Origin of the sequence: Petrotoga miotherma DSM 10691, assembly GCF_002895605.1 — a bacterium.
GTDB classification, from domain to species: Bacteria; Thermotogota; Thermotogae; order Petrotogales; family Petrotogaceae; genus Petrotoga; species Petrotoga miotherma.
This window is the reverse complement of the sequence record NZ_AZRM01000012.1, coordinates 1-25361: the sequence shown is the minus strand read 5'-3', so window position 1 is coordinate 25361 and position 25361 is coordinate 1. Positions and strand designations below refer to the sequence as shown.

General features: G+C 32.8%; 22 protein-coding genes, 2 tRNA genes and 1 pseudogene. 14 read left to right on the top strand and 11 right to left on the bottom strand.

Annotated elements, in window-relative coordinates:
- Positions 1–4: 4 nt before the first annotated feature.
- The 8 genes from X928_RS02640 (at position 5) to X928_RS02605 (ending at position 7693) form a co-directional block, all read left to right on the top strand.
- Positions 5–595 carry a serine hydrolase domain-containing protein gene (locus X928_RS02640; protein ID WP_169926278.1) on the top strand — a complete coding sequence of 197 codons (591 nt, stop codon included), beginning with the start codon at positions 5–7 and terminating at the stop codon, positions 593–595.
- Between the two features lie 115 nt (positions 596–710).
- Positions 711–785: transfer RNA gene (locus X928_RS02635), tRNA-Asn, on the top strand.
- Positions 786–991: 206 nt separating this feature from the next.
- Entirely contained in the window at positions 992–1681 is a 690-nt protein-coding gene (locus tag X928_RS02630; protein ID WP_245857154.1) for a DUF2238 domain-containing protein, read from the top strand.
- Between the two features lie 30 nt (positions 1682–1711).
- A complete protein-coding gene (sixA, locus tag X928_RS02625) occupies positions 1712–2197 on the top strand; it encodes a phosphohistidine phosphatase SixA (RefSeq protein WP_103078362.1) in 486 nt (161 codons plus the stop codon).
- The gene (locus X928_RS02620) at positions 2164–3042 is read left to right on the top strand and encodes a CHAD domain-containing protein (RefSeq protein ID WP_103078361.1); all 879 of its coding nucleotides are present in this window, start codon (positions 2164–2166) and stop codon (positions 3040–3042) included. The genes sixA and X928_RS02620 overlap by 34 nt, the downstream gene beginning before the upstream one ends.
- A 30-nt stretch (positions 3043–3072) precedes the next feature.
- Entirely contained in the window at positions 3073–4014 is a 942-nt protein-coding gene (locus X928_RS02615; RefSeq protein ID WP_103078360.1) for an ROK family protein, read from the top strand.
- A gap of 2 nt (positions 4015–4016) precedes the next feature.
- Positions 4017–5540: a Ppx/GppA phosphatase family protein gene (locus tag X928_RS02610; RefSeq protein ID WP_103078359.1), complete on the top strand. Its 1524-nt coding sequence runs from the start codon at positions 4017–4019 to the stop codon at positions 5538–5540.
- Positions 5541–5554: 14 nt separating this feature from the next.
- The gene (locus X928_RS02605; RefSeq protein ID WP_103078358.1) at positions 5555–7693 is read left to right on the top strand and encodes an RNA degradosome polyphosphate kinase; all 2139 of its coding nucleotides are present in this window, start codon (positions 5555–5557) and stop codon (positions 7691–7693) included.
- Positions 7694–7713: 20 nt separating this feature from the next.
- Here X928_RS02605 and X928_RS02600 read toward each other — a convergent pair whose 3' ends face one another.
- From X928_RS02600 to X928_RS02560, 9 genes are all read right to left on the bottom strand, one after another.
- Positions 7714–9744 carry an alpha-amylase family protein gene (locus X928_RS02600; protein ID WP_103078357.1) on the bottom strand — a complete coding sequence of 677 codons (2031 nt, stop codon included), beginning with the start codon at positions 9742–9744 and terminating at the stop codon, positions 7714–7716.
- 27 nt (positions 9745–9771) lie between these two features.
- A tRNA-Ser gene (locus X928_RS02595) sits at positions 9772–9860 on the bottom strand.
- 27 nt (positions 9861–9887) lie between these two features.
- The gene (locus tag X928_RS02590) at positions 9888–10781 is read right to left on the bottom strand and encodes a glycine betaine ABC transporter substrate-binding protein (RefSeq protein WP_103078356.1); all 894 of its coding nucleotides are present in this window, start codon (positions 10779–10781) and stop codon (positions 9888–9890) included.
- A 64-nt stretch (positions 10782–10845) separates the two neighbouring features.
- The gene (locus X928_RS02585) at positions 10846–11310 is read right to left on the bottom strand and encodes a DUF192 domain-containing protein (protein ID WP_103078355.1); all 465 of its coding nucleotides are present in this window, start codon (positions 11308–11310) and stop codon (positions 10846–10848) included.
- Between the two features lie 65 nt (positions 11311–11375).
- The gene (locus X928_RS02580) at positions 11376–11831 is read right to left on the bottom strand and encodes a peroxiredoxin (protein WP_211286425.1); all 456 of its coding nucleotides are present in this window, start codon (positions 11829–11831) and stop codon (positions 11376–11378) included.
- Between the two features lie 11 nt (positions 11832–11842).
- Positions 11843–12721, bottom strand: a complete 879-nt coding sequence (locus X928_RS02575; RefSeq protein WP_103078354.1) for a thiamine pyrophosphate-dependent enzyme — start codon at positions 12719–12721, stop codon at positions 11843–11845.
- Positions 12718–14430 (bottom strand): 2-oxoacid:acceptor oxidoreductase subunit alpha, encoded by a 1713-nt coding sequence (locus X928_RS02570; RefSeq protein ID WP_103078353.1) that lies wholly within the window; start codon positions 14428–14430, stop codon positions 12718–12720. Before X928_RS02570 ends, X928_RS02575 begins: the two co-directional genes overlap by 4 nt.
- Positions 14431–14545: 115 nt before the next feature.
- Positions 14546–15361, bottom strand: a complete 816-nt coding sequence (locus X928_RS02565; protein WP_103078352.1) for a type I phosphomannose isomerase catalytic subunit — start codon at positions 15359–15361, stop codon at positions 14546–14548.
- A 2-nt stretch (positions 15362–15363) separates the two neighbouring features.
- The gene (locus X928_RS02560) at positions 15364–15963 is read right to left on the bottom strand and encodes a hypothetical protein (protein ID WP_103078351.1); all 600 of its coding nucleotides are present in this window, start codon (positions 15961–15963) and stop codon (positions 15364–15366) included.
- A 216-nt stretch (positions 15964–16179) separates the two neighbouring features.
- Between X928_RS02560 and X928_RS02555 the strand changes: the two genes are divergently transcribed.
- From X928_RS02555 to X928_RS02540, 4 genes are all read left to right on the top strand, one after another.
- Complete coding sequence (locus tag X928_RS02555) at positions 16180–16971, top strand: energy-coupling factor transporter transmembrane component T family protein (RefSeq protein WP_103078350.1); 792 nt, start codon at positions 16180–16182, stop codon at positions 16969–16971.
- Between the two features lie 63 nt (positions 16972–17034).
- Positions 17035–17973, top strand: a complete 939-nt coding sequence (locus tag X928_RS02550; RefSeq protein ID WP_103078349.1) for a radical SAM protein — start codon at positions 17035–17037, stop codon at positions 17971–17973.
- Between the two features lie 4 nt (positions 17974–17977).
- Entirely contained in the window at positions 17978–19921 is a 1944-nt protein-coding gene (ftsH, locus tag X928_RS02545) for an ATP-dependent zinc metalloprotease FtsH (protein WP_103078348.1), read from the top strand.
- A gap of 16 nt (positions 19922–19937) precedes the next feature.
- Positions 19938–20603 carry an HAD family hydrolase gene (locus X928_RS02540; RefSeq protein ID WP_103078347.1) on the top strand — a complete coding sequence of 222 codons (666 nt, stop codon included), beginning with the start codon at positions 19938–19940 and terminating at the stop codon, positions 20601–20603.
- A 120-nt stretch (positions 20604–20723) separates the two neighbouring features.
- Here X928_RS02540 and X928_RS02535 read toward each other — a convergent pair whose 3' ends face one another.
- On the bottom strand, positions 20724–22601 hold the full coding sequence (locus X928_RS02535; protein ID WP_103078346.1) for a BMP family ABC transporter substrate-binding protein: 1878 nt from the start codon (positions 22599–22601) through the stop codon (positions 20724–20726).
- A 170-nt stretch (positions 22602–22771) separates the two neighbouring features.
- Positions 22772–23497 carry a metallophosphoesterase family protein gene (locus tag X928_RS02530; RefSeq protein ID WP_103078345.1) on the bottom strand — a complete coding sequence of 242 codons (726 nt, stop codon included), beginning with the start codon at positions 23495–23497 and terminating at the stop codon, positions 22772–22774.
- Positions 23498–23738: 241 nt separating this feature from the next.
- On the opposite strand from X928_RS02530, the pseudogene X928_RS10400 reads away from it, so the two are divergent.
- Positions 23739–23873, top strand: a pseudogene (locus X928_RS10400) (winged helix-turn-helix transcriptional regulator); the annotation flags it as partial.
- Positions 23874–23918: 45 nt separating this feature from the next.
- Positions 23919–24752 (top strand): ROK family protein, encoded by an 834-nt coding sequence (locus X928_RS02525; RefSeq protein WP_103078344.1) that lies wholly within the window; start codon positions 23919–23921, stop codon positions 24750–24752.
- Positions 24753–25361: the final 609 nt, after the last annotated feature.

Here is a 25361-nt window from a genome sequence, read left to right as displayed (position 1 = left end):
TGATTTGAAAGACAAAGATGTTGAATCTTTAAATGAAATTGTTTTATCAGGAGTAAACAATGTTTACACCGGAGCATCCATTTTAATAGGCAAAAATGAAAAGATATTGTATAAAAATACTTTCGGAACAAAAGATGAAAACAAAAAACTTACTGAAGAAGATATCTTTGATTTAGCAAGTGTTACCAAAGTGGTTGGAACTGCAACCGCGGTTATGAGACTAATAGATGAAAAACAAATAAAATTGGAAGATAAAATTGGCAAATTCATAGAGGTAAGTAGACCAAAAAGCGAGGTTACAATCTTCGAATTATTAACTCATACTTCTGGAATGCAGGCTTATTCAAACCTATGGCAAAAGTATCGAGGAGAAGAGTTGCTTAAGCACATAATCAATATTCAGCCCCAAGAAAACGGCTACAAGTGTTATGAATATTCTTGTTTAAATTTTATCACGCTTATGAAAATCGTTGAAGAAGTTACTCAAAAGCATTTCAAAGAGTATGTTGAAGATATTTTTAACGAAATAGGAATGGGAAACACTTGTTTCAATCCAAAGAATAAAGATAAAGCTGTATCCACATCTATCCGATAAGATAAAAGGTTTGTTACCCTTGGTGAAGTAGCCCCCGTAGATAAAAATAAAAATGTTGACAAAACACCATTTTGATGATATAATCATTTTTGGATTTTGAAAGTTTTTAATTTTTTCCGGGTTAGCTCAACGGTAGAGCGGGTGGCTGTTAACCACTAGGTTGGGGGTTCGAATCCCTCACCCGGAGCCACCATAGTCGTATCATCCCCTCATGGCAGCGAATTAGTTCGCTGCTTTTTTTGTTTTTGTATCTAAATGGTATAATTGAAATGAATTATAGAATATGTAAAAAACTCAAATGAGGTGATACCAATTACACCCAAATTTTCGAAAACATTGAAAAAAGCAAAAATAGAATTTGACAAAATCCATCATTTTTTAGTAAGAGATCCTTTAGTGAAAGAAACCATGTTTACTTCAAGTTCAACGGTTTATTCTGTTTTAAGAACTATTAACTTGTTTTTTTCTTTTGTTGTATTTATCCCTATTATAGGAAGCATTTGGGATTTTAACTTACCGCATTTTTTAGGATACCTCTTAAGTGCCTTTGGAGTTTATTTAACTTGGATTTTTGAATGGGTGACAAAGTCTACGATTCTTGAAGAAATACGTACAGTAACAATAATTCAAATTTCTTTACATAGTGTATTTGGTATGTGGTATCAATTTTACGATTATTTTGAAATTTACGATTTTATTCTTCATTTTACAGGAGGTATTTGGCTTTCATTTCTTATATATCCGTTGGTGATGGGTTCTGAACTAATCTGGACTAAGATGAAAATGCCTTTTTTCTTTTTAAAAATATTTGTTGTTACCCTCTCTATTGTTATGACATTGGGCGTTTTTTGGGAAATAGGAGAGTTTACTTCGGATCTAATCTTTAGAGATTATCCTGGATACAGATTAGCTCAAGAAGATAGCCTTTTTGATACAATGACGGATTTTATTGGAAACTTTATAGGAAGTTTAACGGGAATATATATCTTTTGGAACACTCTGAAAAGATTGAACAAAACTCGTGATATGGATTCCCTGCTAGAAAGAATCGGATCTGCTTTAAGAGACTATGTGAATTCTTTTTAAAAACGTTTATAGAAGGAGGAAAGTTCACATATGAAAAACCTAATATTAGTTAGGCACGCCAAAGCAGAAAAAAGATCTCCGGAAATTGATGATTTTGAAAGAAAGTTGACAAAAGTTGGTAAAAACGATTCTAGAGAAGTTGCAGAATATGTGGCTAAAATTTTAAATAAGATTGATCTTTTGATTACCTCTCCTGCTTTAAGAGCGAAAGAAACCGCAGAAATCTTTGCGAAGTCTTTTAAATCAAAGCCAAAGGTAATAGAAGAAGAATTACTGTATGCTGGAGAAGTAGAAGAGATAATTGAAAAAATCTCAAATATTACGAAGGGGTATAACAATGTAATGATATTTGGACACAATCCAATTTTTGATGAACTTGCAAAAAGATTAACTGGTGATGATTTGCATTTGAGAAAGGCGGGAGTAATTTGTATTGAAGGAGAATCATTCGATGATATTTTATCTGGAAAAGGAAAATTAAAATGGATGGTAGATCCGAAGTCACTAAGCTCTTAAACGATATTTCAGCCAATCCATGGATATTTTTAAAAGAGTACATCGAATATTTTGAAAAAATGAAAAAGCGTCTCCTAAAAAACATTTCTTATGTTTTTGATGAAAAGGGAGAAGATAGTGTTCACGACATGAGAACATCGTGTAGAAGGATAGAAGCAAGTATAGATTTTTTGGAAGGATTTTCAAAACGCGAAAGCTCTAAGAAAGCTAAGAAAAAAGTAAATAAGATATTAAAAAAAAGCAATAAACCAAGAGATTATCAAGTTCACTTAGAATTTCTTATGAAAATTGAAGAGCAAAATAATGAAATAATAGATTATTTCAAGAAAAGATACAGTAAAGAGAAAGAGAAGTTGAAAAGTTATTTAAGTTCTTTAAAAACCTCGGAGTTAGATCATCTACTAGAAAGTTGTTTGAGTTTCTTGGTGTTTGATTTTGTACAAAATTTTCAGATAAATGATCCTTATTTTGATAATCTTTATAAAAAAGAATTTAAAGAAGTTTATGAAGACTTTAAAAATACCGATAGAAGTGACGATAAAAAACTGCATAAAATAAGGATAAAGGTTAAAGACTTGCGTTATAAAACAGAGATATTGGGAGCATCGAAGGGTGAAACTTTACCTGAAGAAGACATGTTTAAGCAGATTCAAGATATTTTGGGGACTCATCATGATTTGATTATTTTAAAGAAAAAGTTGGTAAAAAAATTTCAAGAAGATAATATTAAAGCTTTATTAAAAGAAATTGATAAAGAAATAAACCTATTACAAGGGAAGATAGATGTTGGGGTGAGTGAGATTTTTGAAAAGTTATACGACAATATTTGTAGCGAAAAGGCTTAAATTTAAATCCTATAAATAGGGGTGAAAAAAATGAGCAATTGGATAGGGGTAGATATAGGGGGAACCAAAATACTTGGCGCCTTATTTGATGAGAAAGGTAACAAATTGAAGTCAGAGAAAAAGAGTTCCAAAAGTTCAAAAGGCAAAGAAAAAGTTGTCGAACAATTGAAGAAAGTTTTGGATTCTTTACTGAAGGAGAATAAAGATGTAAAAGGGATAGGAATAGGTGTACCAGGAGTTATAAAAGATGGAAAAATTACCTTTACTCCTAACATGCCTTTGAATGAATTTAATTTAGTAGATTTTGTTGAGAAAGAATACAATATCAAAACTATTATAGAAAACGATGCTAATGCGAGTATGTATGGGGAATGGAAGTTTGGTGCCGCTAAAGGAGTAAAAAACGCCGTAGGTTATTTTGTGGGAACAGGAATAGGTGGCGGTTTAATATTGAATGAATCATTATATAAAGGTTCGTTCAATTTCGCTGCTGAGATTGGGCACATGAATGTGTACCCTGAAGGCCCTCTTTGTGGTTGTAATCTTCGTGGTTGTTTGGAAAGTTTGTCTTCTAAAGTAGCTATCCAAAGAGAAATAGTTAGAAAAAAAGAGAGAGGCGAGAAAACCTTAATAAAAAGCAGTGATTTGAAAGGCATAGTGAAAAGTTCTACTTTGAAAGCTGCTTATGATCAAGGGGACGATCTTGTTAGAGGGATATTGAATGATGCCGCAAGATATATAGGAATAAATGCTGGTTCCATTATTAATTTACTAAATCCTGAAGTTATAGTTTTAGGAGGGGGAGTAATGGAGGCATTAGGGGAACAATTGATGCCTATAGTAGTTGAAACAGCCAAGCAGTACTCTATACCTCATATCTTTGAGTGTTGTGAGTTTAAATTATCTCAATTGCTGGATGATGCATGTTTGTATGGGGCTTTTTCACTTGTTAAAGAAAAAGTAGGTGTATAACAATGGTAGCAGGTGTTATAAACATAGGAACAGAAAATATATCTTTTGATATTGCTCAGAACGATCAAGATGATATCGATATAATAGAAAGTTTGGATTATCCCTTATTCTTAGGAAGAGATACCTTTACAACAGGAAGGATATCTTTTGAAAAAGTAGAGATCCTAAGTCAAAAACTTTTAGGATTCAAAAGGGTTGCAGAGGAATATGGAGCTAATAAATTGAAAGTAGTAGGTACCACCGCTTTGAGAGAAGCAGAAAATTTAGATTTTATTTTGGATCAGATCGAAACAAGAACAGGTTTTACTATCGACGTTTTAGATGATTACGAAGAGAAATCACATATCTACATGGAATTGATAAGGAACTTTGAAAAATATAAAAAGTACAAAAGGGATGATGTTTTATTTGTTTACATAGGAACGGGAAGCATGGGTTTAGCAACGTATTCTAAGGGTTTGATTGATAGTTCTCAAAATATAAAAATAGGTTCTGTTAAAGTTTCAGAGATGCTCAGAGATTTGGAAGAAAACACATTACACTATAGTAATTTAATCAGAGAGTATTTAAACACATTTTATCAGCCTATAAATGTTTGGCTTATTAATAAAAAGATCAAAACCTTTGTAACTTGTGGCAATGAAATTGAGTTTTTAGCTGGACTTTTGGGAAAAAATGAAGAAGAAGTATTAAACATTCCCCAAGAGGAGTTCGATAAACTTTTTCAGAATTTGAAATCAAAGAATGCCACCGAATTATCTAGAGAATACGATATTTCTGAAAGTAAAGCGAATTCGTTGTTATCAGCTTTAGCTTTTTATCGATTACTTTTAGAAGTATCGGGAGCTGAAAATATTTTAGTTTTTCCGAAGGTTAATTTAAGTAGGAGCTTGTTATTTCAAAGGTTGTTGAGTAGAAAATATAGAAGATTTTTTAATTTATTGGAAAAGAGTACAATTATCTCTTCTAGAAATATAGGTAAAAGATATTTCTATGAGGAGACTCACAGTCAAACGGTAGAAAAATATGCGATAAAATTATTTGATGTTTTAGAACCGATTCATCAGTTAAGCAAAAGACATAGACTCCTTTTGCAAGTGGCTGCTATTTTACACGATATTGGAAAATATGTAAATATTAAAAAACATTATTTGCATTCGTATAACATAATTAAAGGCTCAGAGATCATAGGTTTAACTTCTAGAGAGTTAGACATTGTATCAAGGATCGCTTACTTCCACAGCGCTCAAGATTTGGAGATTGATGATTATTCATCACAATTGGAAAACATACCGGATAAGATTTTGATAACAAAGATGCTTGCCATATTGAGGCTTGCAGATGCCTTAGATGTCGCTCATGAGAGCAAATTGGGAGATATTGAAGTTAATTTAGAGGGTAATCATCTGATTATAACTACTCATACACCAAAGGAAACTTTGTTAGAAGAGTGGGCATTGAAAAGGAAGGATAATTTCTTTTTGGAAGTTTTTGGAATACTTCCAGAGTTATTGAAAAAAGTATAAAGGGATGAGATTTTATGGCAAAAACTAGTAGCAACAAAAGAAAAGAAAAGAAAATAGATTTGAACGATTACAAATATTATAATAATAGAGAGCTAAGTTGGTTGGACTTTAATTTTAGAGTGTTAGAGGAAGCCTATGATACAACAAACCCTCTTTTAGAAAGAGTCAAATTTCTTTCCATAACCTCATCCAATCTTGAAGAGTTTTTCATGATAAGGGTAGCTGGCTTGGAAGAACAACTTCAAGCTGGTTTCGGTGGAATGGATATTTCTGGCTTAACACCTAGAGATCAATTAATGAAGATCTCACAAAAGACACATGAAATGGTGGAAATGCAATATAAATGTTTAGAAAGTGAGCTACTACCTTCTTTAGGAAAAGAGAACATCAAAGTTCTCAAAGTTAATGAGATTGATGAAGAAAAAAAGGAGTTTTTAGATAATTATTTTCAAACGACGGTTTTTCCCGTAGTAACTCCCATGGCTGTCGATCAAAGTAGACCATTTCCGATATTACCTGGTAGCGGCATAAATCTAGTTGTGGAGTTAGAAGATGAAAAAGAGGAAAGGTTATATGCCTTTATACCCTTACCAACGATTTTTCCAAGGTTTATAAACATTCCCTGCACGGATGGTACGTGTTTATTTTTAACTGAAGATCTTTTAAAAATGCATTCTGATTTATTTTTTAGCGGATACAAAGTAATTGAGATTTCTGAGTTTAGAATCACACGTGATGGAGACCTTTCTATTGACGAAGATGATGCCAGAGATTTGTTAATTGAGATAGAAAGTTCACTTAAAGAAAGAAAAACAGGTTTTCCTGTCAAATTAGAAATATCCAAAAATATGGGAAAGAACCTGAGGGATTTCCTTGTAAATGCACTAAATTTAAGAAGTGATAATATTTATGAGATTTCCAATCTTTTAGATTTGAGTTCTCTTATGGAAATTGCTAATTTAGAAGGGTATGAGCATTTAAAATTTGAGTATTATTCTCCCCAACCTTCTCCAAGCTTTTATGGCAAGGAAGATATCTTTAAGGTAATTAGGGAAAATGATGTTCTTTTACACCGCCCTTATGAGTCTTTTGAGCATGTGATAGATTTTTTAAGGCAGGCGGCAGAAGATCCTCAAGTGTTGGCAATCAAACAAACTTTGTACCGAGTTGGGAAAACATCTCCAATCATAGATTATCTTATTAAAGCAGCAGAGAACGGCAAGCAAGTTACCGTTGTGGTAGAAGTCAAAGCCAGATTTGATGAAGAAAATAATATCCAATGGGCTAAGGAGTTGGAAAAAGCGGGTTGCCACGTTGTTTATGGGCTTGTCGGATTAAAAGTACATGCAAAACTATTGTTGATTGTTAGAAGAGAAGAAAGTGGGATCAGGAGATACGTTCATATGAGTACAGGGAATTACAATTACATAACTGCAAAATTATATGAAGATATAGATTTTTTTACTTGTAAGGAAAGTTATGCTCAAGATGTATCAGCACTGTTCAACATCTTAACGGGTTATTCAAAACCTCCAACATGGAAAAAATTAGGAGTTGCCCCTACAAGTTTAAGGGAAACTTTTTTACGATGGATTGATAATGAAATAGATGCAGTTAAAAAAGGTGGAAAAGGGAGAATAATAATAAAAGTTAATTCCTTACTAGATGTATCTATAATAAAAGTTTTATATAAGGCATCCATGGCCGGTGTAAAGGTTAACTTGATCGTTAGAGGGATATGTGCTTTAAAAGTAGGAATAAAAGGTGTTAGTGAAGGTATAACGGTTAGAAGTATAGTGGGAAGGTATTTAGAACATAGTAGAATATATTATTTTGAAAATAATGGATTACCTAAATTATTTATATCAAGTGCCGATCTAATGCCTCGAAATCTGGATAGAAGAGTTGAATCTTTGATACCAATAGAGCAGGAAGATTTGAAGCAGCGATTGATATATGTATTGAACCTTTATCTAAAAGATAATTTCAAAGCAAGAGAGTTACAACCGAATGGAGAGTATAAAAGACCAACGGAGAAAAAGTCAAAATTGTTTATAGTTCAAGATGAGCTGATGAAGGAAGCAAAGAAAAAGTTTAGAAAATTTATAAAAAAGCAAGAAGTAGACAAGTTTAACTTTCCAAAATTAAAATAAAAAAGGGCTAAATGCCCTTTTTAATGTATGAAGAACACTCTGGCTTCTCCTGGATTGATTGTTACTCTTAAATGTGCATCCTGAACATTCCAAGAGCTTTCTCCTCTTCTGTAATTTTCCAACTTTGTTTGAATATTATGATCACTTTTCCAGGTATAATATCCAAGGTCTATATCAAAGAAGTACGGATTTTGAAAGTTGGTATTGATAGGTATGACAACTCCTTTTTCTCCGTTCCACCAAAACATTGCACTTGCATCATCAGAAAAATCAATAAAACGGTAATTGTTAGGATTTTTCAAAAGATCTTTGACTTCCTCTTTTAGTGTGCCTAATAAGGATAGTAATTTCACCATATGATGGTCTGTATCCCAGTGTAGGACATACCAATCAAAGAATGCAAGTTTGCCATAAAATTGATCTGTTGAAGGTAAATTTTTAAATCTTTCTTCCACAGGATCTTCTACATCTAGGCCTGTGTTCATAGGTTGAGGTTCAAAAAGCTCATATCCAGAGTTTATAAATGTTATTCCGTTTGGCATGAAAGTATTTACCACCGCTGTTAATTTTGAGAAAGTTTCTTTACCTTCTCTTGTAACAGCTCTTGGGGTATCTGGTGTCTCTGCCGTAGCAAATGTAGGTAAAGATATTTTTGGTGCTATTTCTGAGATGAATTTTTTGAACCAGCCTTCTTTTATTCTTGGCTCAGCCCACCATGAATTTCCCAAAATTCCATCATAGCCACTTTTTTTAGCTTTTAGATGATTGTCCATACTCAATTCTTCAGCTATTATTACAAAGGCAGGGTCGTATTCTTTCACCCTTTTTATAATTTCATGTTCAAGTTCATCAGGTAGAGCGTGACCCATGTCCAATCTAGCACCATCTATACCGAAATTTTTTTGATAGAATGGGATAATATTTGCTATTAAGTTCCAAAGTTCGGTATTCTTTTCTTTCCCTGGGAACAAACTCGATTTAACCACGTCAAAGAGTACATAAGGAGGTTGACTTGCCCCATCTATATATTTTAGAGCTTCTTCTGGATGAGAAAGATAAAGCCTTAAGAAAGTGACATCTTCCCATGCCGGTTGGGGATCATTTATCCAATCTGAAAATCCTGGAACGGTTATTACTTTAAACTCTTTTGCTATCTCATCCAAAAAATCCGGGTTGTTTTTATTTCTTTTTATAAAATTCTCCCATTTTTGTGGGTTCTGAGTTTTTGGATCCCATCTAAATTTTTTAAGATGATTTTTGACTTGTTCGTCATTATATACAATTTTTAAATTTTCTTTGCTTGGTTGAGCAAATCCTAAGTCTTTAACTTTAGGAGGAGCAAAACCGTTCATTTCGTCTATATCTATCCAATAGAACCAATCGGGATGTTCTAAAATAAGATCGTTGTCCCTGGATCCTGTTCTTGGTACAAAGTCTAACAATACCCTCATTCCAGCCATATGAGCTGCTTCAACAAAAGCTCCGAATTCTTGATTAGGGGTAAATTCATTTCCCAAAAGAGTATCGTGATAATCTTTTTCTACGGAGAAGAAATTCTTAACTGCGTATGGTGAACCTACTTCACCTTTTTTAAATTTGTTGCTGGCTTGAGTTATTGGAAGTAAATATATACTATCGACGTTATAAGTAGCAAAATAGGGTATTAACATCAACATTTTTAGGAAAGTACCTGATTCAGTGTAACCTTTTTCGTCTATCGGAACGAATAAAGTGGTTTGATCATGAACATATGCAGCCGTAGCTCGTACATGAGCTGAATAAAGTATGCTAGTTTTGATCCAATCCGGTTCTTTAATATTTTTAATAAAAGAAAGAGGCTTGCTGTAATCCACGTCTTTTGCAGAATTTTTTGATAGATTATCGATTATGTTGGATATAAACTCATAGGGATTAACAAAAAACTTTCTCCCTGCTAGTTTAACTTTACCAGTATAATTAGGTGGCATCCATCTTTTCGGTATTGCATAATCGTCTTTCCCCTGTGAAATTTTACTTTGTAGGTATTTATTAATTTCAGATAGAATGGGCATCTTTTACTTCCCTCCTCATGTAAAAATTGGCGGAGGCGGTGGGACTCGAACCCACAAGGGGATAAACCCCACCGGTTTTCGAGACCGGCCCCTTAGCCAATTCGGTGCACGCCTCCACAAGTTATTGTAAATTATTTAACTCTTTATTTAATAAGGCCCAACCCTTGTAGATACTTTCTGGCAACAATTTCTGGTTCTAAACCTTCAAAATCAACCAAGTAGTTCAGCCTTATAATTATATCCTCATTTAAATACAATGTCAATGGTTTTAAAATTTCTCTTATTTCAGGGTATTCATCTATTATTTCCTTTCTAACCAAAACGGAAGGATTGTAGTGGGGAAAGAAAGACTTATCGTCTTCTAAAATCACCAAGTCAAAACGTAAGATTTGAGCATCGGTAGAATATATCATAGCTACATCAATATTTTTACGCGCTAACGCTTCATATGTTAATCCTGCTTCCATCGTTCTTACATTGTTTTTTGGCAGATTCATATTGTATGCATCCATAACCGCAAAGATTCCATCGCTTCTTTCATAATATTCTGGATTAACTCCAAAAATTAAATCCTTTCCTTTTCCCGAATTAATATAATCAGCCAAATCACTTAGACTTTGTATTCCGTTTTCTTTAGCAAAAGAGCTTCGTACCGCCAAACCATAAGTATTATTAAAATTGATCATATCTAACCATACGATGTTGTGTTTCTCTAAGTCTTCTTTTGCCACTAAATTAAACAGTTTCAGAGGATCATATATGTTTTCTGTATGTCCAAAATACGCTGCCCAAGCAGTTCCTGTGTAATCTACATAAGCATCAACTTGACCAGTCTCCATAGCCTTGCGTAGAGGAAACGAGGATAGTCCAAATTTTTCTTCTACATCAATCCCTTTCTCTTGAAGAAGTAAAGAAACCATGCTTGACAATATATAACCTTCTGTAAAAGCTTTTGCTCCTACAACTACCTTTTCAGCTGCATAGATATAGTTTATACCAAACAAAATAATAAGTACCGAAATAACTATTTTTTTCATTTTTATTATTCCTCCTTGTGGATTTTTCTTACTGCCTTTAGAAACAGTAAAACTTGTTTCTCATTCATTCATTTATTGACCATTCAATTTTTGCCCCTTCGGTGAATCTGTATCGATCAAAGAAACCTACTTTTACTTCTAAAGCAAATTTGAAAGGTGTGTAAATTATGTAAATAGGGCAGGGTGATTCTTCACAAGGTTTCATGTTTTGTATATCTAATATTGTTCCACTGCTATCTATAAAAGCGATATCGAGTTCAACAAAGGTGTTTTTCATCCAAAAGCCTCTTATTCCAGGTGTTGGAAATACAAAAAGCATTCCATAATCTTCCGGAATATCTTCTTTGTACATCAAACCGAATTCTCTTAATTCGTTCGTATTAGCAATTTCAATAGGGATTGTTAAAATACTTCCCTCTTGTGAAATAGTTAAAGTCCCTTTTGGAAATTCTGGCATATTTATCGATTGACTAAATAAATTGGTGAAGAAAATTATCGAAATTAAAAGGATGAAAGCAATTTTCTGCATAATTTTTAACTCCATTATAATAAATTAGGCTTCGAACTTTTTGTCGAAGCCTATTTAAATTTCTTTCATCTTTTGATAGAATTCATAATTTCATTTAAATCTGGTTGATCTCTTAATTCGTAAACTTTTACAAATTCAATTTTTCCTTCTTCATCGATTAAAAAATTCGCTCTTTTGGAAAAACCGTTTTCTTCATCGAATATACCATATTTTTTAGCAACTTCTCCATGGGGCCAAAAATCTGACAAAAGTTTAAGTTTGTTGATTTTCATGTTTTGAGCCCATGCTTTTTTTGAAGGTGATGTATCAACACTGATTCCTAAAGGTACAACGTTGAGTTTTTCTAATTCGTCGTATTTTAAATCCAAGTTTTTCATCTGTGTTTCGCAAACCCCAGTCCATGCTAGAGGGTGAAAGGAAAGCAGAACCTTTTTTCCTTTAAAGCCAGATAAAGAAATTTCATCACCATTTTGATCTTTCAATTTAAAATTGGGAGCCACGTCTCCAACTTTCAATGCCATGGTATCACCTCTTATCTCATTGAGTTTATGAAACTTTCTAATTTGTTTAAATCTATGCTTCTTTTAAAAAGTGGATCTTTGTTTTGCTTATAAATAGTCAATTGTTCTTCAAAAGTTGGTTTCCCCTTTTCTTCATATATTATACCTAAAGGAATTTTGTCCTCTTGGAAAGCTATTTGTAGAGCTTGCATTTTATCTGATGGATCGTAATCTTCCCTTAATTTGTAAGTATGTTCATTAAACCAGGCGTAAGTGTTTATTTTATTGAACGTCACACATGGTTGGAACAAATCAATTAGAGCATAGCCATTATGTCTAATAGCTTTTTTAATAATTTCTTTCGTGTTTTGCATATCTCCCACAAAAGCCCGTGCTACAAATGTGGCTCCATTGGCTATAGCAACGGCAATAGGATTGAAGGGGTTAAGTATTACTCCGTTTACTTGAACAGGGGTGACCATTCCCTGTTGTGAAGTAGGAGAAGCCTGGCCTTTAGTTAGTCCATAAACCCTATTATCATGAACTATGTTTGTTATGTTAATGTTTCTTCTCATATTGTGGATAAAGTGGTTGCCGCCTTCACCGTACATGTCTCCATCTCCACTTTCAGCTACTACGTATAAATCTGGATTAGTCGCTTTTATGGCAAAGGCAACGGGTAAGGTTCTACCATGAAGGCCATTAAAAGCATTGTTTTTAAAGTAATGAGGGATTTTTGCTGCTTGTCCTATTCCTGAAACGAGTACAAAATTGTTGGGAGTTATTTCTTCCATTTCTTCCAGAGCCTTTTTTAATATATTAAGTATTCCAAAATTTCCACAGCCTGGGCACCAAGCAATGTCTAATTCTTTTTCATTTTCTAGACTAAACATATTTTTTCTTTCTATCATTGTAATTCCTCCCTTATCTTAGCGGTTAGCTCTTCAACTGAAAATGGCATTCCATTGAATTTTAATATCTTACTATCTATTTTTATGCCAGTTTCTGCTCTTATTAACTTTGCAAATTGACCTGTGGCATTATTTTCAACATCGATTATTTTTTCTGCCTTCTCTAAAAATTCAACCGCATTTTCCGGGATGGGATAAACTTGGCTAAAATGAAGCATAGCAAGATCCTTGTTATTTATATTTTCTAGAGCTTCTTTGACGACATTATAATTTGAACCCCAACATACAACGAGATATTTGTAGTTATCATTTCCATAGAATTCGGGAGAAATAAAATCTTCCTTTAAAGCCTCAAATTTTTTGAGTCTTTTTTCCACCATTTTAATTCGGATATCCAAATCTTCCGTTATATGACCTTCCTCGTCATGTTCATCACTATCTACAACAACTAATCCATTACCATAGTTAGGTATACCTCTTGGTGAAACTCCGTTTTTTGCTTTCGAAAGATCATATCTTTTATAATCTTCAGTAGTTTCTACAAAATATTTTTTATTTTCAATTTTGGAAAGGTCCAACTTTTTAACGTTATAATACGAATCAACAAAAAATTGATCTGTCAAAACGAATACGGGGATTTGATATTTATCCGCAATATTAAAAGCCTTTTGAGTTAAATAGAAAGCTTGTTCAAGGCTGCCAGGAGAGAAAACCAACCTTGGGAATTCGCCATGTCCAGCGTGTATAACAAGATTCAAACCTTCCTGAGCGGTTCTTGTCGGTAAACCTGTTGCGGGGGCAGGCCTTTGGGCTAAGTGAATTACTATCGGGGATTCGATCATCCCAGCTAGAGAAAGTCCTTCTTCCATTAAAGCAAATCCTCCGTCAGAAGTGGTCACCATTGATCTTGCTCCTGCGTACCATCCACCTATTGCCATATTGATTGCGGCTATTTCATCTTCGGCTTGTTCGACTAAAATATCGAAATTTTTTGAAAAATTGGCTAAATCAACTAGAACTCCCGATCCAGGTGTCATTGGATATGAAAAAATCGAATCACAATTGCCTGCTAACGCTCCAAGAGCTACCGCGTCGGTTCCGCTAATTAATAAATCGTCTTTTAAAGATTCGTTTGCAGAGATCTCTATTTTTATCTCTCCACTTTCAGAAAAGTCTTTACCCAATTTGTAACCTTCAGAAGCGGCTTTTAAGTTATCGGAAACAATTTTTTCTCCCTTATCTCCAAATCTTTCTTTTAGATACTCTTCTATAGTCTTTATGTTTGTTTTGAAAAGACCCAAAATTACACCAACAGCAACTATATTAGCATATATTTCATTACCTATTTCCTTTGCAATAGAAAGGATGGGGACGTTGAAAAGGTTTTTATTTTCTAATTTTAAAAAATCGTTATCTGCTATGATCAGAGTATCTTCAGTCACTCTGTCTCCAAGATGTTCAACAGAACTTTTTGTAAGAGGTATGAGTATATCTATTTTGTCGACGTAACTTTTTACAGGTTTAGAGCTTACCCTTATTTCAGTTGAATTACTTCCACCTCTAATCCTAGACATGTACTCTTTTGTGGCAAATACGTAATAACCTTCCCTTTTGAGAATAAATGTTAACAATCCTTCTATCGTTTGAATCCCTTGACCCGCTTCACCAGATAAGACGATTGATACATCTTCTTTAATAGTTTTATTCATTCGGATTCCTCCTAAGATTTTGTTTTCTACTCACTCAATTATATCAGACAAAATAAGTCAAAAATGAAATGGAATGTAAAAATTTTAAATAATTTTATAATTTTTGATTATGAAATTATAAAAGTGATTTCCAGCCATTTTCGTTTAATTTAAATTCTACAAATTCACCTTGAAAATTGTAATTTATTTCCTCTGGAAGTACTATTGTTTCATAGCTTTTTAAGTTAACATATACGCCAAACCCTTTTTTATTTTGGTTGGCAAATCTGGAAAAGCTAAAGTATTTGGTACACAATCCTTCGGTCTTCCTTGAAATAGAATAACTGGTGTGAATGTTGTTGAGAACTTTTTTAGATTTATCAACATGGATTTCTCGAGGTCTTCCCCAGTCGTATAATCTATAAGTTAAATCTGAACTTTGCTGTATTTCAAGTAAAAGGCTATTAGGGCCTAAAGTATGAACGGTTCCTGCAGGTATGAATATGGAATCGAATTTGTTCATTTCATAACTTTCTAGTACATCATCCCATCGATTATCATCAAAAGCTTGCAGGATATATTTATTATTATTTGAAACTTTGATTTGCCCCTTATCTTTAAGAAAGTACCATGCTTCTGATTTCCCCCATGGTTCGTTTTCTAATTGTTTAGCCATTGTATCATCCGGGTGTAATTGTATGGAAAGCCAGGATGAGGTAGCAATTAATTTTAACAACAAAGGAAATTTTGGAAAAAGTTCAGTTGCATGGCCATATTCTTTTTGGCTATTTTTTCCATACAAAACTGTTTCACACCCATCTAGAGAAGAATATAGCCACACTTCCCCTATTGGTTGATTTTTTTCATAGTTGAAAATTCTGTTCAATTCATTATTTCCCCAAATTTTTTCACTAAAAATTGGTTTTGAAATAAGTGGTTCCGATATCTGCATGTTTACCTCCTATTAAATTTTTTAAATGTATTTTCTAAAATACTCAGTCTTAATAATATTTTGTCTTTATATGTTTCTGAACCGCCATTGTAAATACTATAGGCATCTTCTTCCCCATAACGTAATTTGATATCGTATAAGTATAAGACAGAAGTCATTAATTGCACATCAGCCCTTTCTTTTACAATATCCCAGTACCAAGGTTCATAGAAATTGATTCTTTGATAAAATTCAGGGTAATTATGTTTTAAATACCAATAAGTAGGAGCTTGAATCTGAAAATATCCCAAACTTTCCCCAAGATCTCCTTTCAGGTTTTCAAAATTTGTTTCTACTATTCCAATAGATAACAATTCGATCGGATAAACATATTCAGTTACGTAGGGAAATTCCTTATATAATATTTCAAAAACTGTGATGAATTCTCTGATCGTTGCATCGTCCAAAGTATAGTTATTTTTTAAGTACTCTTCAAAAAAAATGATTTGCTTTTTATAGTTTGAGGATTTAGAAACTAAAAAAACAATTATTATACATATTATTAAAATCAACGAAAGTATGAATAGGTACTTCACACTTCTATTTACTAAGGATTGTTTCATATAACTCTCCTTATAGTGTGATTGAATATTACAACAATTATACCATGTTTTTCCCCAAAATACTTAATCAAAACTTAATAAAAATCAGCCATTCTGTTTATTAATATTTTAAAAAACCCACACAATCTTTTCTCACAAATAATATAATAATTCTTGAATTATGTTAAAATATTGAATGCTGGAAATCAGAAAAAAATTGATAAAAGGAGTATTTAAATGCTTTTGGATAATGTTGCCTTGGGAAGATACGTTGAATTAGACTCGTTGATGCATTCACTGGACCCAAGGGGTAAGCTTTTAGGGTTGTTCGTTTTAGCGGGATTTGCTTTTTCTATAAACAGCTTTTACGATGTTTTAATTATGTCTTCGTATACTTTGGCATTGATGTTATTATCTAAATTAAGTTTGAAGTATTATATGAAATCTTTAAAATCAATATGGTTTATAGTTATCTTTGCCTTTGTAATTCAATTATTTACCATAGGAGGGAATACACTTTTTAGGATCGGGTTTATCAGAATAACAGATACCGGTTTATTTAATGCCGCTATAATTACCTTCAGAATACTATTTGCAGTTTTGTTATCTTCTGTTCTCACGTTAACTACTTCTCCTACCTCTTTAGCCCATGCTCTTGAGGATGTCTTGCGATGGTTTTTTGTACCCAAAAGATTTGCTCATGAAATATCGATGGTAATGACGATAGCTATAAGGTTCATTCCTGTGATTGCAAATGAAGCAGATCGTATAATGAAGGCGCAATTAAGTCGCGGGGCAAACTTTGATGATAGAAAGTTTTCTGGAAGAATTAGAGGGGCTATATCTATAATTATTCCCCTGTTGGTATCTGCTCTGAGAAGGGCCGAAGATTTGAGTATTGCTATGGAAGCAAGAGGATACAATGGTTGGGAAGGAAGAACAAGATTTAAACAGTTTAAATGGAAAATAAAAGATACTGTTTTCCTCATTTCTTTTTCTTTAGTATGTTTCACTATCATTTTTATTTAGAGGGTGTTTTTTGATATAATTTAAATGAGTAAAAAAACAGTGAAAAAAGATTTGAGGTGTCTTATGAATTTTCAATACTTATACGGTCCCGTACCTTCTCGAAGATTGGGAAGATCCTTAGGAGTAAGCCCAATTCCTCCAAAAACTTGTAATTTTTCTTGTGTATACTGTCAGTTGGGAAGAACGAGCAACATGACAAACCAAAGACAAGAGTTTTTTAATTTACAAGATATTTTGGAAGAGTTTGATGCTTATGTTAAAAACGATGTATCCCAGTTTGATTTTGTAACAATAGTTGGTGAAGGTGAACCATTATTATACTCTAGAATTGGGGAACTAATAAAATCAATAAAAGCTTATGTTGATAAACCTGTTGCTGTGATTACAAATGGGGCTCTCCTTTCTGAAGAAAAAGTAAGGCAAGAATTAAATGAAAGCGATCTCGTAATGCCAACGCTGGATGCTTATGATCAAAGAACGTTTAAAAGAATAAATAGACCTCATAAAAGTATATCTTTTGATTCGTACGTTAATGGATTGATAAGTTTTTCTAAAAACTTTAAAGGTAAAATCTGGATGGAATTTATGATGGTAAAGGGACTAAATGATGATGAAGAATCTTTAAGGAAAATCAAAGAAATATTTAATAAAATAAGTTATGATAAATTGTATATAAATTTACCCATTAGACCCCCCGCGGAAAATTGGGTAACAGTTCCAGAAAAAGAAAGAATTGAGTTAGCTCAAAATACCTTAGGAGGCATATCCCTTGATTTTTTAGAAGAAGAAGATTTTTACAGTTCTATAGAAGATGATTTGGAAGCTATCTTAAGTATAATAAAAAGACATCCGATGAATCAGCATGAAATTGAGAGTTTTTTAAATCAAAGAAAATGTGAAAATAAAAATGAGATTTTTGAAAAATTGGAGAAAGATGAAAACGTTGAAAAAGTACAGTATTTTGGATTAAATGTATACAGGTTAACATCTGTGAGGAGGTAAATTAATGTCTGAAAATAAAAACGATAAAGAAAACAAAAACACCAAAGAAGAAAAAAAGAAAGTAAGGTTTTCTAACATAATTTGGGTTTATATAATATTTGCAGTAATTTTTATTGGGGCTCTCATTTCTTTGAATTGGGAAAATAACCCGATGATTTCCTATTCCGAAATGTTGAGTTTGATCAATAACGGCCAAGTGGAATCCATAAAAATAAATCAAAATGGAAACGTAGAAATACTTGGCAAAGATGGTGCTACATATGAATCTTTTTCGCCAGCTTTGGTAAACGATAAACAGTATGTGAATAGTTTAATTCAAAAAGGTATAAAGATAGAGTATGTCGAAAGTGTTGGATCAAAGTGGTGGTTTGGTTTATTGATAAACACAATCCCAATAGTAATAATGGTGCTGTTCTTTTTTTGGTTGTATCGGTCAGCCTCCTCAGGCGCTAGAAGTAGCATGAACTTTGGAAAGAGTGGGGCAAAAAAGTATGAACCCATCGGGGAAAAAGTTACCTTTAAAGATGTGGCAGGGATCGATGAAGTTTTGGACGAAGTAGAGGATATTGTAAATTTTTTGAAAAGTCCTCAAGAATTTCAAGAATTGGGTGCAAGAATGCCTAAAGGAACATTGTTGGTAGGTCCTCCGGGAACAGGTAAAACTTTAACGGCAAGGGCGATAGCCGGAGAAGCAGATGTACCTTTTTATTATGCAAGTGGTTCAGATTTTGTGGAACTTTTTGTAGGAGTTGGTGCATCCCGAGTTAGAGATCTTTTTAAAACAGCTAAAGAAAATGCTCCTGCGATAATATTTATTGATGAATTAGACGCAGTAGGTAGACAAAGAGGAGCTGGTCTCGGTGGTGGTAACGATGAGAGAGAACAAACTCTCAACGCCTTGTTAGTGGAACTCGATGGTTTTGACACTTCGACAGGAGTTGTTGTAATGGCTGCTAGCAATAGACCCGATGTTCTTGATAAAGCATTACTTAGACCTGGTAGGTTTGATAAAAAAATAATGGTGGGTCCTCCAGATGTAAAAGGAAGAGAAGAAATTTTAAAGATACATACACGTAAAAAGAAAATAGCCCAAGATGTTGATTTAAAATTTTTGGCTAAAAGGACCCCGGGCTTTGTAGGAGCAGATTTAGAAAACCTTGTTAACGAAGCAGCTCTAATAGCCTCGAGGAAGAAAAAAAACCAAGTCGAAATGAGTGATTTTGAAGAAGCTATTGATAGAGTATTAACTGGCCCATCCAAAAAGTATAGGATAATATCCGATAAGGAAAAGAAGATTCTATCGTATCATGAACTGGGACATGCTATTTTAGGGTATTTATTACCTAATACCGACCCTGTTTATAAGATTACTATAATTCCAAGGGGTGCGGGTTCATTAGGTTCTACTTTACAAATTCCTGAGAAAGACAAATATCTAATTAAAAAATCTGAAATACTTGATAGAATCGTTGTAGCCCTTGGAGGAAGAGCAAGCGAGAAATTAGTATTTAATTTTGCTACTACCGGCGCTAAAGATGATCTAAGAAAAGCTACGGACTATGCAAAATCCATGATTTATAGGTTAGGAATGTCAAAAAAAATGGGGCCGGTGTATTGGGAAGGAGAAGAGGAAGAAATATTTCTGGGAAGTGAATTGACAAAACAAAAGAATTACTCGGAAGAAACCGCTAAAGAACTTGACGTTGAGGTCAAGAAAATAATTAACTCTATGTATGATAAAGCTGTTGATTTGCTTAAGCAAAATAAGGAGAGACTTGATCTTCTGGCTTCTTATATTTTTAAAAAAGAAACGATTTACGGAGAAGAATTCAAGAAGCTTATGAGCAAAGACCTTGAAGAGTTAAAAGAATATACTGGGGGCGAAAAAGAGATAAATGAATTTCTTAAAATAGATGTTGTGAAACACGTTAGCTATCAACCTGTGTGAAGGTGAGGAGAAAATAATGGTAAGAGCTATTATTTTTGATATGGATGGGGTCATCATTGACAGTGAACCCCTTAATTATAGTGCAAATAAAAGAATTTTTGAAGAACTGGGAATTCCTATTAATAAAAGTTTATATAGTAATTATATAGGCGTAAGCAACCAAGAAATGTGGCAAGATTTAAAAAATGAATACGATCTACAGCAAAGTGTTGAAGAATTGGTCGAAAAACAAAACTTAGAGAATTTGGAATTATTAAAAGAATGTGCTAAAGAACCTATAGAAGGTGTAATAGAGCTATTACAGACACTGAAAGAAAACAATTATAAAATAGCTTTGGCCTCTTCCTCGCCGATGAGATTGATCAAAGAAGTTCTTTGCACGTTTGACATTGAGAAGTATTTTGAAGTTGTGGTGAGTTCAGAATACGTTGCTCGTGGCAAACCGAAACCTGATATTTTTATATACACGGCTGGATTGTTAAAGGTTAAACCAGGCGAATGTGTAGTTATAGAAGACTCAAAGAATGGTGTTAAAGCGGCAAAAGCTGCTGGAATGAAATGTATAGGCTTTAAAAACCCCAACTCACTCAATCAGGATCTATCGAAAGCAGATTTAGTGGTGGAAAATATGAAAGAAATAACTTTAGAATTGATAGAAAAGTTAGAAAAAGTGGAAGCTTAAAATTAAGAGATTTTTAAAATCACTCGTTGATGAAAGATATCCGGCAACGTTTGAACTTGACTCATAAGCGTTGTGATAAACTAAGAAAGGATTTAGATCAACGAAATTCGGTATCCATTTTTAAGAATAATAAACGTTGTCCACAAACCAATCCATTTTCATTAGTTCTTCGTCTGAGATATCTTTGCCTTCCGAGACTTTCATATTACCTTCCTTATCAAAAATGCCGCCCCTGAAAGGGTGAAACCTATTTTCCATAATATCCGTTTTCACAGTGTAAACAAGGTTTTTTGTAGTAGAAGGAACTATTTCACTTATAGGGGACAAACAAACGACCCCGCTCTTAAGCCCACCCCAAAAGTTCTCAATCTTTTCTGAACCGGAAAACAACCTAAATAAAGAGAAATTTGATCCCCTTAATACATCTTTAATGATGTTTTCATAATAAACTCCCCAATTCCATACCACGGAGGTTAAATGGGTGGTTGGAGCATAATCTTTCATATTAATATGGTAACCAATAGTATATACACCATATTCTTCTCCAACTTTGCAAACTTCTGGAGAATCTTGATGATGGGTTAAAACATCCACTCCAATTTCATTTATCAAATACTCTGCCGTGTCTCTTTCATATTCTATATTGCGCCAAGTATTCGTCCATCCAACAAATACTTCTGATTTTGGATTGACGGCCTTTGCCCCTAAAGCAAAGGCATTTATTCCCATTATAACTTCAGGTATACCGTAGGAAGCAACGTAACCTATTTTATTGTTGGATGTCATAGCCCCTGCTATCATTCCAGAGAGGAATCTTGGTTCGTACATACGACCAAAATATGTATTAATATTCTTTGTAGTACGATATCCCGAAAAATACATGAATCGAACATTCTGAAATTCCTTTGTTTTCTGATTTTGTAAGAAGTCAAAACTTGTAGAAAATATTAGATCGAACTTTTCTTCTTCAAGTTTATCTAATATTCTTTCATACGTTTTTAAATCAGAAATATTTTCAAAATACTTTGTTATTATTTCACTTCCTAAACGTTTTTGAACGTACCTTCTTCCCAATTCATGAGAATATGTCCATGCAGACTCCTCTATTGAAGTATTATAAAGGAAAGCTACTTTTAATGTCTTCCCTGCGAAAATCTGAGGTAATTTGAATAAAGGTTCTGATGGTTTACCTAGACGTTCCTCTAATTCTTCTAATAACTCATTAACCTGCTCCCTCATTTCTCTTTCAATAACAGGAATGTTCTCCAAACCAAATTTTTTTAGATATTCTAAAAAGGCCTCTTCTTCAGTAAGCGAAATCGTGTCCTTAGCAATTTCCCTATACAGTTTTCTAAATAGAAGATATACTGAATTAACCAATTCATCATATTTATTCTCAATGAATTCACTTTTTTTCTCATAATCTTTGATTAAATCGTACAGTTCTTTGAATTTGCCTTCTTTGTTGAACCAGATTATATTAATTTTTGTCTTTTTATAAAAATCTAGAAATTCATAGTAGATTCTTATTTCAGGATTGTTTTCATCCCATTTTGGGATCAGCCTAGTAACTTCACCACTGATTGAAAAAGCGTCTGAATATTTCAAAACGCTTACCCTTTTGTTTCCTTCAACAATATAAAACCAATTCATATACTCGTAGGCTGTTACAGGATCCCTTATTCCTTCAGATATATGAGCTTCATACAAATTAATCCATTTACTTGCAAATTCTGAATCAATTTTCATTAAGGGATAAAAATTTGCTGAAAAAGATAGTGAGCGAGAATGGTAATATGTTCCTTTGATCCTTTCTATAGGGATATCTATAAGACCAAGCTTTTCTTCCTTAATTATTTCAACATTGTGGATGATGTCTTCTAAACATGGCAGATATCCTTCTTTCCCTTTTGAAATATTAGCCAAAAAGTCTTTCTTTGCTAATCTATTAGCTTTTTCATACTCGCTTCTGCTGAGACTTCTTGAGGTTCTATACATTACTTTAGCCTCCTTTTTGTGGCTATATATGGGGTAAATACTTATTTTAGAAACTCTACAAATAGTGCCACTTTGCCACGCTCCCCACTTTTTGGGGATATATTTTTATAAGAGTAATTCAATAATACAACATAATAATTAAAATTTCGTTTAAAGGAATTAATTACTTTCTAAATTAAAATGATCTTTGGACTTATCTTTTTATAAGTACAAATTTCTATAACTTCTTTTTTTTCTTCATCGTACTTTATTAATTTGTAAGGTACCGCATTTATTAAATAAGAAATATTATTTAAGAATTTAATTTCGAAATCAAGTTCTTGGAAATCATATCGCGGATGAATATGACCATATATCCAAATTTTTGGAAATGTCTTAAGATAAAACTCCCCCAAGGCTCTTGAGGGGGTATGAGATTGACCGTATTTTTTTATCGTATTTTTTATGTAAGGAGGATTATGTGTAACCATTATTTCGATTTGCCTATACTTATTGCCTTTAAAGATTGTGTTGAAAAGTATCTCTCTTTTAAATTTATTAATATCTCTTTCTTTGAAATAAAAAGGTCTATATCCATGAGCTAGAGCACCGGAAAATCCTGCTACTATTATATCTTTACCTATGAATTTTTTTAAGCTAACTATGCCATGATTTAAAACATAAGCTCCTTTGTATATCTTTGAGAAAGAGTTATTTTCTTCTTCGTATAATTTATAATACTTTTTATCATGATTTCCGTGTACCATCAAGCTAAAGGATGGTTTGAATTCGTCCATCACGTAATCAATGTATTGTGGAGAAAGATCACCCGCACAAATAAGTAAGTCAAACTTTTTCTTGTCTTTATTTATTAAGTATACTTCCTCGTCAGAAATAGCGATTATATCTATCATCATTTTAATTCCTTTTTAATAAGAGATTCTATAAAAGTATTTTATCAAAAAATAGAGATAAGTTGAAATTTTGTATAATGATTTACAACTCATGAGAAAATTGAATGTAATTAGATTTAATTGGTTATAAAAAGGTTTAATCAACTCTTATCGCCTCTGAGCGGATTTTGAAAAAACTAATAAGTCATGTACAATATATTTACTTACAGTAAGAAAATAATTAGTTCAAAGAGGTGATTCGTTTATTACGGAACATAATCATGTAAAAGGGATTAGAAATATTAACAGGTATAAAATCTTAACTTATATCTACAATCATAAAGTAGCAACAAAAGCTGAGATATCGAAAAAATTAAAAATTAGTGCTCCCACGGTATCTAGAAATTTAGAACCATATTTAAATAATCTGGTTTTGACTTCAGGAATGAAAGATAACAAATTAGGTAGAAAAGCTGAGATCTTAGAACTCAACGAAGAATATAAAATACTTGGAATTCAAATTGAAAATGAATTCATAATATATGGAATATACAATTTGAAAAACGAACTTTTAGATTCTAAAAAGAAGTTTTTATCTTATTATGATTCCATAACAGAACTCTGTGCTCAGTTAGAAGACGAACTAAAAAAGCTCAAAACGAATATCTTATCCATAGTGGTGGGAATCTCTGGGTATGTTTCAAAAGATGGAATTATTAATTCTTCTACTTTAAGAATAAATGGTTCCGATATTACCTTACTGGTGAAAACTTTGAAAAAATTGTTTCCGAATACAGTAATTGCCTTTGAAAATGATGCAAACCTTTTAGCGATAAAAGAGAGATTTTATTCAGGTAGAAAAGTGAAGAATGTAGTTTGTATTTATTGGGGAAAAGGGTTAGGAATGGGTTTAATAATTAATGAAATGCTTTATGTTGGTAAAGGTCAAGCAGGTGAGTTAGGTAGTATACTTACTAATGGCAAAACTTTGGAAAAGTACATAGATTCTTCTGAAAAAAATGAAGTTATAAAAGAATGGGTGCGACTTTTAAGAAATATTTATTACGTCCTACAACCAGACAAAATCGTGTTGAATTGTACTCATCAGGAAGAGATGGATGAAATAATAGAAGAATGGGACAAAACATATCCTAATTTCAAGGAGGTTAAAATTCACAAAAGTGAAGAAAATGCCATTGCCGAAGGAGCTGCTATTTTAGCCATAGAATTGTACTTAAAAAAAGTTACAGTAGGATTGGAAGAGGAAAATGCTTACTGAAACTTTTCAGTACAAATTAACTTAAAGAATTCGAAAACTATGAAGTACAGTAATTAACAAGATATTAAACAGGATAAGGAAGCAAAAATATTGGGATGATTATTAGAATCAGAAACCTTCTTTGAAAGATTAATAAATAGTGAAGAAAAAAGCGAAAAGCTGTAAGGATACAGGGACATGGAAGAAAAATAGGTATGAAAGTAGATAATTAAATAACCACAAGGATCTTTTCTATTAGGATAGGAACAATTCTAGTGTTTCTTACCCCTTATGAACGTCAAGAATCGGGGTAAACGAAGAAAGGGGGTGAACCAAATTGATTGAATTTACCAGAATTTCTAAAAATTAGTTTCAACGTTCCTATGTAAGTAAAATTAAATTATACCCACTTCAGAAATAGGTCAAAGCAACGATTAACTAAAGGTAAAGTAAGTTAAGGCAAGAAGAAAAAGAACTAAAATATTGGATAATTATCCAAAATGCTCTTTGAAAATCGAAGTAATTCTTCAAAAAATTGGAAAGTAATTAGAATTGAAGAAGTTTTTAGGGAAAATAGAGATGAAAGAAGTACAGTTAATGAATAACCGTTCATTTGGGAAGTATTGAAGA

Bases quoted from the DNA above. Each gene is read 5' to 3' on its own strand.
- sixA (WP_103078362.1), top strand. From the start codon at position 1,712: ATGAAAAACCTAATATTAGTTAGGCACGCCAAAGCAGAAAAAAGATCT.
- X928_RS02620 (WP_103078361.1), top strand. From the start codon at position 2,164: ATGGATGGTAGATCCGAAGTCACTAAGCTCTTAAACGATATTTCAGCC.
- X928_RS02615 (WP_103078360.1), top strand. From the start codon at position 3,073: ATGAGCAATTGGATAGGGGTAGATATAGGGGGAACCAAAATACTTGGC.
- X928_RS02610 (WP_103078359.1), top strand. From the start codon at position 4,017: ATGGTAGCAGGTGTTATAAACATAGGAACAGAAAATATATCTTTTGAT.
- X928_RS02605 (WP_103078358.1), top strand. From the start codon at position 5,555: ATGGCAAAAACTAGTAGCAACAAAAGAAAAGAAAAGAAAATAGATTTG.
- X928_RS02600 (WP_103078357.1), bottom strand. From the start codon at position 9,744: ATGCCCATTCTATCTGAAATTAATAAATACCTACAAAGTAAAATTTCA.
- X928_RS02590 (WP_103078356.1), bottom strand. From the start codon at position 10,781: ATGAAAAAAATAGTTATTTCGGTACTTATTATTTTGTTTGGTATAAAC.
- X928_RS02585 (WP_103078355.1), bottom strand. From the start codon at position 11,310: ATGCAGAAAATTGCTTTCATCCTTTTAATTTCGATAATTTTCTTCACC.
- X928_RS02580 (WP_211286425.1), bottom strand. From the start codon at position 11,831: ATGGCATTGAAAGTTGGAGACGTGGCTCCCAATTTTAAATTGAAAGAT.
- X928_RS02575 (WP_103078354.1), bottom strand. From the start codon at position 12,721: ATGATAGAAAGAAAAAATATGTTTAGTCTAGAAAATGAAAAAGAATTA.
- X928_RS02570 (WP_103078353.1), bottom strand. From the start codon at position 14,430: ATGAATAAAACTATTAAAGAAGATGTATCAATCGTCTTATCTGGTGAA.
- X928_RS02565 (WP_103078352.1), bottom strand. From the start codon at position 15,361: ATGCAGATATCGGAACCACTTATTTCAAAACCAATTTTTAGTGAAAAA.
- X928_RS02560 (WP_103078351.1), bottom strand. From the start codon at position 15,963: ATGAAACAATCCTTAGTAAATAGAAGTGTGAAGTACCTATTCATACTT.
- X928_RS02555 (WP_103078350.1), top strand. From the start codon at position 16,180: ATGCTTTTGGATAATGTTGCCTTGGGAAGATACGTTGAATTAGACTCG.
- X928_RS02550 (WP_103078349.1), top strand. From the start codon at position 17,035: ATGAATTTTCAATACTTATACGGTCCCGTACCTTCTCGAAGATTGGGA.
- ftsH (WP_103078348.1), top strand. From the start codon at position 17,978: ATGTCTGAAAATAAAAACGATAAAGAAAACAAAAACACCAAAGAAGAA.
- X928_RS02540 (WP_103078347.1), top strand. From the start codon at position 19,938: ATGGTAAGAGCTATTATTTTTGATATGGATGGGGTCATCATTGACAGT.
- X928_RS02535 (WP_103078346.1), bottom strand. From the start codon at position 22,601: ATGTATAGAACCTCAAGAAGTCTCAGCAGAAGCGAGTATGAAAAAGCT.
- X928_RS02530 (WP_103078345.1), bottom strand. From the start codon at position 23,497: ATGATGATAGATATAATCGCTATTTCTGACGAGGAAGTATACTTAATA.
- X928_RS02525 (WP_103078344.1), top strand. From the start codon at position 23,919: ATGAAAGATAACAAATTAGGTAGAAAAGCTGAGATCTTAGAACTCAAC.